Annotated in this window: 12 protein-coding genes and 3 pseudogenes; 1 reads left to right on the forward strand and 14 read right to left on the reverse strand. The window is 38.2% G+C overall.

What is annotated here, in order from left to right:
- The first annotated feature begins 617 nt into the window (after positions 1-617).
- A complete protein-coding gene (locus tag BUC45_RS08155) occupies positions 618-1,955 on the forward strand; it encodes a DDE-type integrase/transposase/recombinase (RefSeq protein WP_296971532.1) in 1,338 nt (445 codons plus the stop codon).
- Between the two features lie 534 nt (positions 1,956-2,489).
- Here BUC45_RS08155 and BUC45_RS08160 read toward each other — a convergent pair.
- From BUC45_RS08160 to BUC45_RS08225, 14 genes and pseudogenes are all read right to left on the reverse strand, one after another.
- Positions 2,490-3,097, reverse strand: a pseudogene (locus BUC45_RS08160) (N-acetylmuramic acid 6-phosphate etherase).
- Positions 3,097-3,240 (reverse strand): annotated as a pseudogene (locus BUC45_RS12015) (phospho-sugar glycosidase domain-containing protein); the annotation flags it as partial. The pseudogenes BUC45_RS08160 and BUC45_RS12015, both read right to left, overlap by 1 nt.
- 114 nt (positions 3,241-3,354) lie before the next feature.
- Entirely contained in the window at positions 3,355-3,609 is a 255-nt protein-coding gene (locus tag BUC45_RS08170; RefSeq protein WP_366749981.1) for an SIS domain-containing protein, read from the reverse strand.
- A 93-nt stretch (positions 3,610-3,702) separates the two neighbouring features.
- A pseudogene (locus tag BUC45_RS08175) lies at positions 3,703-3,777 on the reverse strand (hypothetical protein); the annotation flags it as partial.
- A gap of 209 nt (positions 3,778-3,986) precedes the next feature.
- Positions 3,987-5,393: an NAD(P)(+) transhydrogenase (Re/Si-specific) subunit beta gene (locus BUC45_RS08180; RefSeq protein WP_296971536.1), complete on the reverse strand. Its 1,407-nt coding sequence runs from the start codon at positions 5,391-5,393 to the stop codon at positions 3,987-3,989.
- A 14-nt stretch (positions 5,394-5,407) separates the two neighbouring features.
- Positions 5,408-5,671 carry an NAD(P) transhydrogenase subunit alpha gene (locus tag BUC45_RS08185; RefSeq protein WP_296971551.1) on the reverse strand — a complete coding sequence of 88 codons (264 nt, stop codon included), beginning with the start codon at positions 5,669-5,671 and terminating at the stop codon, positions 5,408-5,410.
- A gap of 22 nt (positions 5,672-5,693) precedes the next feature.
- Complete coding sequence (locus BUC45_RS08190) at positions 5,694-6,878, reverse strand: NAD(P) transhydrogenase subunit alpha (protein ID WP_296971537.1); 1,185 nt, start codon at positions 6,876-6,878, stop codon at positions 5,694-5,696.
- 362 nt (positions 6,879-7,240) lie between these two features.
- Positions 7,241-8,440, reverse strand: coding sequence for a sigma 54-interacting transcriptional regulator (locus BUC45_RS08195; protein WP_296971539.1), 1,200 nt, complete (start codon positions 8,438-8,440; stop codon positions 7,241-7,243).
- Between the two features lie 195 nt (positions 8,441-8,635).
- Positions 8,636-9,577, reverse strand: a complete 942-nt coding sequence (locus BUC45_RS08200; protein WP_296971540.1) for a hypothetical protein — start codon at positions 9,575-9,577, stop codon at positions 8,636-8,638.
- A gap of 20 nt (positions 9,578-9,597) precedes the next feature.
- A complete protein-coding gene (locus BUC45_RS08205) occupies positions 9,598-10,104 on the reverse strand; it encodes a PTS glucose transporter subunit IIA (RefSeq protein WP_296971542.1) in 507 nt (168 codons plus the stop codon).
- Positions 10,105-10,140: 36 nt separating this feature from the next.
- On the reverse strand, positions 10,141-11,019 hold the full coding sequence (locus BUC45_RS08210) for a transcription antiterminator (RefSeq protein ID WP_296971544.1): 879 nt from the start codon (positions 11,017-11,019) through the stop codon (positions 10,141-10,143).
- Between the two features lie 57 nt (positions 11,020-11,076).
- The gene (gene nagE, locus BUC45_RS08215) at positions 11,077-12,441 is read right to left on the reverse strand and encodes an N-acetylglucosamine-specific PTS transporter subunit IIBC (protein ID WP_366749983.1); all 1,365 of its coding nucleotides are present in this window, start codon (positions 12,439-12,441) and stop codon (positions 11,077-11,079) included.
- Between the two features lie 425 nt (positions 12,442-12,866).
- Positions 12,867-13,625 carry a GntR family transcriptional regulator gene (locus tag BUC45_RS08220; protein ID WP_296971547.1) on the reverse strand — a complete coding sequence of 253 codons (759 nt, stop codon included), beginning with the start codon at positions 13,623-13,625 and terminating at the stop codon, positions 12,867-12,869.
- A gap of 46 nt (positions 13,626-13,671) precedes the next feature.
- Positions 13,672-13,803: hypothetical protein (locus BUC45_RS08225; RefSeq protein WP_296971553.1), on the reverse strand; the 132-nt coding region annotated here is incomplete at its 5' end.

Consider the following 13,803-nt stretch of genomic DNA (forward strand, 5'->3'; position numbering starts at 1 on the left):
ATATTACTGAAAGTCCATGGAAAGAATATCAAGAAATGTGGGAAAACCAAATTCCATACCTTTGAGATTTTTTTAAGAAATTTCATGCGTCAGCACTGCATAGCTGATGGAAAACTTGTAAATAAAAGTACCACACTTAAGGCAATTGCATAAACCTTCTTTCTCATTTAACTAACCTCCTAAGTTATTGGGTAGTGTCAAAAGTACTGATGTACTAATGACCTATAATGCTTTATACACCTTGCTTACTCAAGTATTTAAGTCTTTACCCTCCCCCTAATCCTGTATTCTATTTTTTTGCTTTAATATACTAGGGAGAGTAGTAGCCGTAATTGTGGAGCTTGTGGTAAAGTGCTTTGAAGTCTGGTAATGCTTGCTTTAGGTTGTGGGCAAGTTTGTGCGATTAATTGTGGAAAACAAAAAGCGTGTTTCCCACAATTAATCCACATATTTGTCCATGACCTAAAGCTTAGCATTACCTACTGAGAAGTGCTTTTCCATCAAATCCACAATTATTTATTTGTTCGTTTGAAATGTTATTTAACTTCACGATGGTTCCCAAAACTTTGGTATAATTAGGTAACTCCCACCCAAAAATGGAAAGTGAGGGAACCACCGTGAAACTTGTTGCAGTGTATTTGCTTATGCTAATAAAATTCTTGAATAGAGTTCTTTTTAAGTTTCAATGTTTTCTTGTAGATAGATTCTTGCAAAATTCCCCTTCTGATAACCCAGTTTCTGAAAAATACCGGGCTTTAAGGGTCGATGCTATGCCTATCATCGAAAAAAGAGAGCTGCTTGATTATAGGCAGTTATTAAGTAAGTATCTTAAAGAACGTGGTAAGCCTCTTAAGCCTGTTAATAGAAGGAGTAAGTATCTTCCACCACTTGGTACCATATGCCCTATTTGCAATGCCCCCTATGAGTATATCTATGATAACGTAGGCGGTAGGGGCCAGCTTGGCTGTAAGGTGTGTAAGTCTACTTTCTATCCTGATAAGGCTTATTTGGAAAAGCTTACACTTAAATGCCCCCATTGTGGCAGAGCTCTTCAGAAAAAGCGTGATCGCAAGCAGTTCTTTGTTTATACATGTGTTAATAGGTGCTGCCCTTTTTATGTGCGCAATTTGACTTCCATGTCAAAGGATGAGAAGGCTGATTTTGGTAAGAATCCTTATAAATACAAGCTGCATTATTACTATAGGGTATTTGATGTTAAATTGGATTCTCTTAAAAAGGATACTAGTATTCCTTCTGCTGTTGATCTTTCTCGTATTAGAAATGCGAGGTATGTGCTGGGTCTTGTTCTTACTTATCATATTAATTATGGTCTTAGTACCCGTCAGACATCTTCTATCCTTTGGGATGTGCATAATATTAAAATCTCTCACCAGACTGTTGCTAATTACGCTGCTTCTGCTGCTAGGGTTGTTAAACATTATGTGGATGATTATCCTTATGAGCTTTCTAGTTCTGTATCGGTTTGTGGCGATGAGACTTATATTAAGGTTTCAGGTAAAAGGCATTATGTGTTTTTTATGATGGATGCTGTCAAGAAAATTATTACTTCTTATTCTATCTTTTTAAATAGGGATGGTGTTGCAGCTATTAAGGCTATTTATTCTACTTTGTCTAAGTTCAAGAATCTCCCTGAGGATTTGACTCTTATTTTTGATGGTAATCCTATTTATGTTTTAGCTCAGCATTTTTTTGCACAACATGGTATTTATTTTGATGTTAAGCAGGTTATTGATTTAACTAATAGGGATGAGGTGTCGAAGGAATATCGCTGGCTAAAGCAAATCATCGAGCGTCTTAATAGGACTTTTAAGGGCGTCTACAGGGGTAAGAACGGCTTTAATTCTTTTGAACGGGCAAATAGTTCATGGCTTTGTTTGCTGCTTTTTTTAATTTCTTGCGCAGGCATCAGGCTCTTTCTTATAATGTTCCTGTAAGTATACCGGAGCTTGAGGAGATGCCCGATATGCCGTCTAAGTGGTTAAGGTTGCTTAGGCTTTCTTATGATCATCTGGAGGATTTACAAAGGTCAGCATAGTTATGGTATATAGCGGTTGTATAGTTTATATGGCTTAATATTGCACCTATTGGTGTTGTTTTGTTATGCCTTTTTTTGGTATCTTTATGTGCTTAGGAAGGGTTTATTTGTTTTTGGGCACTTTCCAGCACATTTTTTATTTGTCTTTTTTGGTTTTCAGGGTTCTGAGCTCTTTTTTTTGCTTATGAACTTGAATTATCATTTTTTCATTATTTGTTTGACACTACCAGTTATTGTTGATTCAATTATAGTAATTTTACTTATTAATGGTCAAGTCTGAATAATCAATGTAGCGAGTGCTCGCATTTAGATTCCTTACATATAACTAGCCTTTGCTCCTATTATCACAGAATATAAGCATAAAAATCTTTTTGAGTAGGGTGTAGGGCATAGAGTAATTATGCCCGGAATTCATATATTCTTCTTTTGTAAGTTAGGCTTTGTCCTTTATAGTTCGGTTCAATGCCTGCCTTATATGGCCGTCATTGTCCTTTAGCAGTTGGCGGGCCGTATCCTTATCGCTTTGAGTCAAAAGCATCATAATAGCCAATTTCACATCATAATCTGTTTCATTTAAAATCTTTTCTACTTCAATATCCGAAGCACCTGTGGCAATCCTTACAATGCGTTTTGCCCTTTCCACCAGTTTCTCATTGGTTGCCTGTACATCCACCATAAGGTTGCTATAGATCTTGCCTAATTTAATCATAACACCGGTAGAAATCATGTTAAGCACCAGTTTCTGAGCTGTTCCTGCTTTCATGCGGGTAGAACCCATAACCGCTTCAGGTCCTACAATCGGTGTTATCATAATATCCGAGTATTGCTGCATAGGGCTGTTATTGGTACAGCATACACCTATGGTTAATGCCCCTTTATTATTTGAGAATTTCAAAGCACCCAGAACATAGGGGGTTCTACCGCAAAAGGTACTGTTTTATCATGATCGTTTATTTTTTTCAGCATGGTTTTGGTATCTAATGTATCTATATCTAATGTATCAAGATTTCTTTCTTCAGTAATAAGTTCTGAAAGATTCATTACTTGAGTTCCTTTCTAAATCGAAATTTTTTACCCGGTTTTATTTCGGCAGCTAATATATGCTCATCTTTTGGAATCTCACCTACTACATTGACCCTTTCATCGGCCGGTAAATCTTTTAATATTATTTGAAGTTCGCCAGAATATCTGTTAAACCCTGTCTATGGTTGTTGAGTAAGTATCGCCTTAAGATCTCTTCTATTTAGAGCGTTTTATCATAATCTATAAATGTTCTGAATACCTGAACACCATGCCGTTCATAGAATCGTCTTCCGGGGACATCTGTGGAAACAAAATAGAGATGGTAGATTCCTTTTTTTGTCATCTCCGCCTGCATAATAAGCGGTACACGCTTTGTTTATACGCATAAATTTATGCATGGCATCCTGGGCTACTATAGCCGATGCACCAATACCATAAATGTCAACTCTTTCGGCCTTCATGATAGCCTCAACAGCTTTGTTTATTTCACCCCGACTGAGTACATCCATGGTGCTTTCAATTGCTTGCATGTTATTCTTTGTAATCTTGGCAATAATAGCGTCCAAATCATCATCGATATTAACTACACCCCGTATTTTCCTCGTTTTAAACGCTATATCAGCCGAAACTTTTATCTTCAGATCCTGATAACCCTTATACCCCAATGTGCGGCAAAACCTTACAACACTGGCTTCGCTAGTGTCACATTTTGTATTATTCCTTCATCATTTGTAAAATTTTTTGTAGTTTTATTTCATTTCCATAATCCTAAATTTTCTAATAAAGTCATAATAATATAAAAAAATAGCTGCTGCACTTCGAACTATTCCGTTCGCTAAAGTGCAGCAGCTATTTTTCTTAATACTTTCTACCTAATATTTCAAAAGTTAAGATGGTATAGACCCGTTTATTGCTTTATGCTCTCAACCAGCTCTTTAACAGTATCTGCGGCATTACCTAATAGCAGATGCACATTGGGCAATTCATACAGCGAATTTTTCACTCCTGAATAGCCCGGCTTTGTATCTAGGTTGCATACGATGACGTTCTTTGCTTCTTCCACTTTCAACACCGGCATACCATAGATAGGTGTGCCTTCGGCGGTGTTGGCCGCCGGGTTTATTACGTCACATGCTCCAACTACTATTGCTACATCGGTTTCGGAAAATTCCGGATTGATTGCATCCATTTCGCAAAGCTTATCATAGGGCACATCCACTTCCGCCAGCAGTACGTTCATGTGGCCTGGCATGCGGCCTGCTACCGGGTGTATGGCAAATTTTACTTCCTTGCCTTGAGACTCTAGTGTATCATACAAAGCTTTTACCTGGCTTTGAGCTTGGGCTATGGCCATACCGTAGCCGGGAACTATGACCACTTTTTTGGCGGTTTTTAGTATTTCTGCAGGTGATTTTGCAGGTGATTTCTTGGCTGTCACAGGGGTTTTTTCAACATCTATGACCTTTTCTTGAGGCGTGGCTTCTTTTTTATTAATTCCAGGATTTAATTGTGATCCGCTAAGTATATCGACCAATGACCGATTCATCGCACCACACATAATCTGGGTCAGTATAAGCCCTGAAGCCCCGACGATAGCCCCTACGGCTACCAGCAGTGGGTCTTCTATTGTAAAGCCGCAAATAGCTCCTGCCAGTCCGGAAAAAGAGTTGAGCAGTGAAATGGTTATAGGCATATCGGCTCCGCCGACTCTAATAGCAAACAACACGCCATAGGCCAGCGCCAAAAATGCGGTTATAATTGCGATAAATCCTATGCCAGATATATTAGCGACAGAAGCGGTTATGATTAATAAAATAATTATCAATAAAACAGCGTTTGAAATCAGACCGTGGTTTTTTAAAATAATCGGCCTCTGGGATATCCTTCGATCAAGCTTGGCTGCAGCAATCAGGCTGCCGCTGAAAGTCACTGCCCCTACCGCCAGTGCCAATTGGCCGGTAAGCCGGCCGAATAAGGTCATTTGCTTATATCTCTCAAAGATTTCCACCAAGGCCACTAAAGCTGAAGCTCCACCGCCAAGACCGTTTAGCAGTGCTACCATTTGCGGCATTTGAATCATTTTAACCCTCATAGCCATGATGTATCCAATTACCCCACCGACAAAGATAGCAAGCCACAACAAAGGCACATCAATAATCCCATTATAGGCAAGAACCACAATGACAGCTGCAAGCATTGCCATGGCTCCTATTCGGTTGCCCTGTACAGCTGTTTTGGGCGAGCTCATCAATTTAATTCCCACAAGGACCAAGATTGATAAAACAATGGAAACTATTTCATAAGTCCCTATCATTGCTACACCTCACATTAGCTCTTAAACATTTTTAGCATTCGATCTGTGACCACAAAACCCCCAACTAAGTTGATCGTCGCCAAAACTATGGCAATAAAACCTAAGAATTTACTGCCTGATGATACGGCATAAGCCGTAGAAACCAGTGAACCCAATATAGTCACACCGGATATGGCATTAGTGCCTGACATCAGAGGGGTATGGAGCAAAGAGGGAACCTCTTTTATAACCCTGTACCCCAGCAAGGACGCAACAATAAAAATAATTATGAGAAACATTTCTTTCACTCTTTTCACTCCTTTAATCCAAGCCAATAGCCTCACGAGCTCCGGCATGATACAGCTTGCCGCCCTTTGTGACAAGGCTTGAGGCTATAATCTCATCACTGGTATCTATTTCCAACCTGCCATTGTTAATAAAGGATATGACATAATTAAAAATATTATGAGCAAACATCCATGTTGAGCTTATAGGCACCATGCCGGGAATATTCTTGGTGCCGTCTATGCTCACACCATATTGGACTATTAATTCGCCGCCCTTTGTAAGTTCACAGTTTCCTCCTTGGTCTATGGCAACATCTACAATAGCAGAACCGGGTTTCATCTGTTTTACCATTTCTTCTGTAACTAAAACCGGAGCCAATCTTCCCGGAACCAAGGCTGTTAATATTAAAATATCAGACTTTACTACCGCTTCTTTTATAGCTTCTCTTTCCTTTAAAAGCCATTCTTTTGGCAATGATTGCGCATAGCCACCCTTTCCTATTGCTACATCAGCCGGCACACCGGTTTCAACTGTTTTTGCGCCTAAACTCTTTGCATGTTCTGCTGCATCAGCACGAATATCCGCAGCATGCACAACTGCACCTAACCGCTTTGCTGTAGCTATAGCCTGCAGCCCAGCAACACCTGCGCCAATTACCATAACTGATGATGGCTGAATCATACCAACTGCTGTACCTATCATTGGGATAAACTTCGGCAAGCGGTCGGCTGCCATCAAAACACTTTTATATCCTGCTACAGTACTCATAGAAGTTAAAGCATCCATTGATTGAGCCCGAGAAATTCTAGGGATGCCATCTAGCGTCAGGCTAGTTACCTTTTTCTCCATGAGCTTCTTTACCATTTCATGATTAGCAGGTGCTGCGGGATGGAGGAATGTTATCAAAACCTGACCTTCATGCATCATATCAACTTCATGTTTTCCCAATTCTTCATTAAATAACGGTTCCTTGACTTTTAAAATAATATCCGATTCATCATATAGTTTTTGAATATCATCAATAATTGTTGCCCCTACTTTCCTGTATTCATCATCAGAAAAATAAGACCCAATTCCCGCACCTTTTTCAAAAAAAACTTTAGCTCCGCCATCAACAAGCTTTTTTACCGTATCAGGTATTGCAGCTACACGCCGCTCGCCACTCATTATTTCTCTAGGTATGCCGAAAGATAACCCCCTAAACTGCCCTTCAGACATTTTGCAACCCCCTTAAGAATTTATTCTTATAATAGTATATTGCAAAAATCATGCCATAACTGCACAGTCTAATACAGCCGCGCCTCTGCGCAGTTATTATAAAAAAATATTGCTTTTTGGTAACTATAGTTACCAAAAAGCAATATTTAAGGTCTAAATCGGTAACTAATGTTACCGATAATTTGGCTTAGTTATTAAATTTATTGCTTTATCGCTTTGAATAAATGGTTTAAAAATATAAAGTTTTTTTAATATCGGAATTAATCAAATAAAGTCACTATTTTCTATTAACCGGATACTTATATATTATATAAAGTTTTTTAAGTAATTCTTTTGAACATAAACCTCCCTGGTAACTTTTGCTACCGGGGAGGTTTATCATCTAGCTCCTCTTTATTTATATTGTATTTTTTCATCTTTTTAATCAGCGCCGGATGCGATAGACCCAATGCCTGAGATGCTTTCCTTATTGAAGTATGTTTTAACAAAGCTTCGGTAATCATTTTAGACTCTAGCTGTTCTACCATGACCTTTAACGGTTTATCCTCTGCATCCGGCAAGATGAGCTCATTATCTACTTCAAAATGCAGATTATCTATATCTATGATTCTGCCGGGGGTCAAATTTACGGCCCTTTCGATCATATTTTGCAGCTCTCTTACATTTCCGGGCCAATCATAATTCACTAAAAAAGCCATTGCTCTTGCTGTAAGCGTTTTAGGTGGTTTGCCGGTTGATTTTACATATCTTGAAAGAAAATATTCTGCAAGCAGCGGAATGTCGGCTCTGCGTTCTTTTAAAGATGGTATGGCAATAGGCACGACATTAAGACGATAGTAAAGGTCTTCCCTAAATTCACCTTTTTGAACCATCTTTTCCAAGTCGCGGTTAGTTGCGGCAATAATTCTCACATCAATGGGTTTTTCTTCATAACTGCCTATCCGGCGTATCTTCATCTCTTGAATAGCCCTAAGCAGTTTTGCCTGCGTACTTAAGGAAAGATCTCCTACTTCATCCAAAAATACCGTACTTTTATCTGCAACCTCAAGCAGCCCGGCTTTACCGCCTTTTTTGGCTCCGCTAAAAGCTCCGTCTTCGTATCCGAACAGCTCACTTTCCAAAAGAGTATCAGGCAATGCAGCACAATTTACAGGGTAAAATTGTAATTTACTTCTTGGACTTGAAAGATGTATGGCCTTTGCAAAGAGCTCCTTTCCAGTTCCGCTTTCACCCAAAAGCAAAACAGTACTGCTGCTGTCTGCTGCTAGCTTTGCCCTAAATATTGCTTTTTTTAAAGCTCGGCTCTCGCCTAAGATGATATTAAAAGGATCATCTCTGGGAACATCCAAGGTAGTACATCTTACCTCTTCAACCTTTTTTATATTAGAAATAGGTGCCAGATCTAGCATAATCTTTTTCTTTATTTCTTCATCATCACATTCTAATTCAAAATACATGAGATTTGGTAAAACTTCCAGCGCTAAAATACTGATATTGTATTTAGCTATAACCCTACTGGTATCATAGACCATACCTGTCCTGTCATCAAATTCAATGCGCAACCTGAAAGCCCCCAAATTATCACCACCATAATATTTAACGGAGACTATATATGCTTTAAGAAATGCATATATGTTACTCCATTACATATATATTACTATTATTTTCGAGTTTTTGCCAGTATTTGCTGAACACTCATAAAATAAAAGGGCTATTGCAAGCCGCTTAATTTTTAATGCAAAAGCCCTTTTATTGTTTTACCGTTTTAATGAATATGCCATCCGCCTATAGGTATGCCTCTTCCCTCGAATAGCAATAGAAAGTGCCATTATATTTTCCGGAAAGGCCATCCCGCAGTACCCTGCATCCCCGATATGCTGAATATCTGCTCCCGCCATTTTAGACATAAGTGCAATTTGCTCGATGGTATCTTCGCTTGAGCTTTCTTGAGATGTACCGATAGAAGTTAAGGCTAGGGCTTGGCATTCATGAATAGTTTCAATTTGGCATCGAGCCATTTTCTGATCCATACCCGGAATCGTTCCAGGAGCGGGAATCAATATCACATCTGCACCTGCCTTTACAAAATCCTTACATATTGACGAATCGTAAATATTTTCTTCCCCGGCAGCATGCATTTTTCCTGCCATAATAATGACCTTATCTCCAATTAATTCTGCAGCCTCTTCTATCCCCTCAAGTATGGCTCTATGTGTGACACCGGTATTGGGATTCCCCGTTATTAGTATATAATCAAAGCCTAATTCTTTAGCTTTTATCAGATTTTCAGCTTTCAGCTTTCGACCTTCGGGATAGTTTATTCCCACCGGCACCGGCTCCAAATTTACTCCTATAAATCTCCCTATAATATTCTTGGCATTTCTAATATAGTCAGGATTTTTCTGATTTTCCCTTATTTTTTGCTCAATCATTGAGATGGCATTAACTCCATTACTTAAATCTATCTCGTCAATACCAAAAATGAAAGGATTATCAAAATCAAAAAGGTTCAGCGTAATCATATCGGCCCCAAAGGCGGCAGCCATTTCAAGTCCGCTAACTCCATAAATAAGCGGCAAGGCTGTCACAACTACTTCGGCCATAACTGACCTTCCTTCGGAATTTTTGATGGTTGACAATATTTCTTGTTTGCCAAGAGTCATAAAATCTTTAGACCCCAGTTCGAAAATCCTCTTCATATTCACCTCTCCAAGCCTTCCTACTTGTTCAGACTTACTTTCATCAATACATCTTCACCCGCATTTACGTATTTTTCTTTGGTCAGTTCAATGGATTTTATACTATTTCCTTCAGGTAGAAGTATCGGCGTCTGTAAGTAATACTGTTTATTTCGTATAAAATCTATATCGAATTTTATAATGGGATCTTTAGTTTTTATGTTCTGACCTTCTTTTGCCAAAATCTCAAAACCTTCTCCTTTTAAATTCACCGTATCAAGGCCAATATGGATTAATAAGGTAAGGCCTTTCTTTGATTCTAAAACTACCGCATGACCTGTTGGAAATATCTGTTTTATAATTCCGTCAAATGGAGCTATAAGGCTGCCTATCGAAGGGTCTATTGCTATGCCGTCCCCGAGCATCTTGCTTGCAAAAACCTCATCTTTTACTTCGGATAAATCCATGATTTTTCCACTTATGGGAGCTTTGATAATTACATAATTATTAACATCATAGCTTTTGTTATTGAATATGTTTCCGAACACCCGTAAATCCCCCTCTTATAAATATAAGTTTAATTTCTACTTTGTATAATGCTCAGCTGATGAATCTTTGATTCTTTGGATATGCAAAGCAAGATATCCCAGCTCATCTTCAGGTGGTGCCTTTCCAATTCTTTCTTTGATATATTCAGAAATCTTTATTGCGGTTTTATAGCTTTCACTAAACTCTTCCTTTATTCTGACAAGTAGTGGATTTTTGATAGTCATTTCGCTGTCAATGCGATCAAGTGCAAATCTTAAATGAATTATGAGCCTTGCATAGTTAGTATCCTGACGATTGAGTTTTAGCCGCAGCTCTTGTTCTATAATCTCTACCATTTTGTTGATCATTGATGTGCTTTTAACAGTCTTTGCCAGTTCTCTGTCTATTCTAGCCGAATGAATATGCATGGCAATAAAACCCTTTTCCCCATCTGGAATATCAACCGCAAATTTTTCTTCAATCATCGCAGCAGATTTACATGCTAACTCATATTCTCTCGGATAAAGACCTTTAATCTCTTCTAGGAAAGGATTTGTTATTTCAAGCCCGGTTTCCAATCGCTCCAGAGTAAAACCTATGTGATCTGCCAGAGCTACATGAATATGTTCATTTAATGGTTCTTTCAACTCCCGCGACACCATTGATATAATTTCTTCAGTAATCCCTATTATGTCTTCATTGAAACGATTAAGCTGTTTTACCTTGTCTTTATCGATAAAATAAAATATTTTTTCCGCTTTATCATCTTCAAGCATGTTTCCGGGCTTGGCATTAAATCCCAGCCCTTTGCCTACGAGCACCGCTTCCTCTCTGTCTGTTTTATCCCGGGCCAGTACAACATTGTTATTAAAAACTTTTATAATGCAAAACTGTCGCACTAAAAATACCCCATTTAATATATATTCAAATCTCATTTGATAAAAGGGGCTGGCTTTTAAGACAACCCCTTTTAATTTACTTTTTAAGGTATTTTATAATATTTTTTTCATCTCCTCAACTATAAGTTCTGCTTCAGTACCTACAACAACCTGAAGGTTACCTCCTCCAAGCTTCATTACCCCGGTAGCTCCAGCCCTTTTGATTGCAGCATCATTCACTTTAGAGATGTCATGAACTGTAAGTCTTATACGCGTTATACAAGCATCCATATTCTCGATATTATCAGGTCCTCCAAGACCTGCTAAAATTCTTTCGGCTTTTTCACTGATTTTTATCTCTCCTCTTGGAGCTTCGCTAGCCTCACCTTCAATACGTCCAGGAGTAGGAAGGTCGTATTTTCTGATGAAATATCTAAATATTACATAGTACAGTGCACCGTACGCAATACCAATAACCAACAACAATATTGGTTGTGTAGCCAGCTTAAAGTTCAACACATAGTCGATAAATCCTGCAGAAAAGCCAAAGCCATGCCTTAAGCCCAACACATATGTTAATGACATTGCTATCCCTGTAAGCAGAGCATGTATCAAGTAAAGAACCGGCGCTAAAAACATGAAGACAAATTCAATAGGTTCGGTAATACCTGTGAGGAAAGATGTCAATGCGGCACTGATCAGCACACCGCTTACAGCCTTTCGTTCTGAATCTTTAGCTTCATGAAGCATCGCAAAACATGCGGCAGGCAGGCCAAACATCATTACCGGGAAGAACCCTGTCATAAAAATTCCGGCACTTGGGTCTCCTGCAAAGAATCGATGTAGGTCACCGGTAACTATTTCCCCCGCTGCATTTGTAAATTCTCCGAAGATAAACCATACAAGACTGTTTATGACATGGTGCAAACCAAAGGGTATTAACAAACGATTTAAAAAGCCAAAAACGCCTACACCAAGCGCTCCAGCCTGTATAATCCACTCACCGGCATCATATATTGCCGCTTGAATTGGTGGCCAGATGAATCCGAATATGATTCCAAGTATGAGCATTGTAAAAGAAGTTACAATAGGAATAAAACGCTTCCCTCCAAAAAATCCTAAAAAGTCCGGCAGTCTGATATCTTTATACTTGTTATATAGGGAAGCGGCCACTACACCTGTAATTATTCCTGCTAAAACTCCCATGTTAATATCAGGATTCATAGTATACAATACTTTAATCAAGACATGATAACCTACACCACCGGCCAATGCAGCTGCTCCTGCACCGCCGGCAAGTCCCATAGATACGCCAAGGGCAAAGATTAATGACAAGTTTCCAAATATTGCATCACCTGCAGCCATAACTATAGGAATATTTAGCACATCAGGCGCACCCAACCTGAGCAAAAGTGCTGCCGCCGGTAATACTGCCACCGGAGCCATCAAGGCTTTCCCCAATTTTTGAAGATTACCCATAAGATTTTTCACTTTTTAACCCCCTTACATTTTTTAAAAGTCGATGTCGGGCCTTCTAAATCCTTCCACTCTTTCGCCTTATTTTATTATCATATTGCTTTCACCTCCCATTATTTTTTCAACCAATGAGTGCTGCATAAATAACGTTTATTAAGCTGCTATATTTTTTAGAAAATAAAAAAGCTGAGAAAGGAAAATATAATCCTTCCCCAGCTCATGCCTGCAAAAACAGTAACACACTGGTATAAAAGTTGAAGTATTTATTCAATTTAATTTATTATATCAGATATTTCTGTACTTTTCAATAGTTTTTTATGTTTTTGTTATTTTATCTAAACTCCACTCATTGAAAAGTAACTTTAGCCTAGATTCTTATAATATTTATAAACCTATTTACAAATAGTCTCACGCTAAATTTAAAATAGTTACGACTCTCTTGCCAAATTTGATATCTTAATTGAACTTCCTTTAAAATATTCCGGGTGTTTTTCCATCAAGTAAGACATATCAAAGATGACTCTTGTAAGGTGCTTCTCCATGAGGTCTTCTGCCATTTCTTTATCTTTATTTTTTATTGCATTAAGTATTTGTTTATGCTCATTAACAGTGATTTTCATGTCCATTTCTGCGAAATTTAGTATACGAACCCTGTCAAACTGTGCCATAGCACTCTTAATAAGGCTATAAGTCATTTTTTTATTGCAGGCTTTAAATAAATATTCATGAAAGCTGTTATCAAGGAAAAGTAGGCGCTCATAATCCTTATGCTCTACGCAAGACTCTTGCAATCGAATGTTCTCTTCTAAATTAGCAATATCAGAATCAGAAAGAATATCACAGCATAACTTAACAACGGCTTTTTCCAGTACACATCGCATAAATCGAGATTCTTCAACAATATCCATATCTATAGGTGAAATACAAGTTCCTTTTTGAGGATATATCTCAACTAAAGACGATTTGGAAAGCTCAATAAATGCTTCCCTTACAGGAGTGCGACTTACTCCCAATATTTCAGCAATCTCATTTTCGCTTACAAGCTGACCCGGTTTTAGATTTAAATTTATAATATTATGGCGCAAAACCCTTATTACATATTCTCTTGCATATTCTCTTTTATTTCTCTTTAATAATTCAAGCATAAATATCCTACTTTCCTTGGTGCTAATTTCATTATATGACATTAAAAGTAATTTTGAAATAGTTTTATTTAAACATTTTTAACTTTTGTTAAATCCAAGTCGTATGAAAAATTCCTTCCTGATCTATTCTTTCATAAGTATGTGCGCCAAAATAGTCCCTCTGGGCTTGAATTAAGTTGGCAGGTAAGGTATGCCTGCGATAGGAATCATAGTATGCAAG

Source organism: Tepidanaerobacter sp. EBM-38, assembly GCA_001896545.1.
GTDB lineage: Bacteria > Bacillota > Thermosediminibacteria > Thermosediminibacterales > Tepidanaerobacteraceae > Tepidanaerobacter.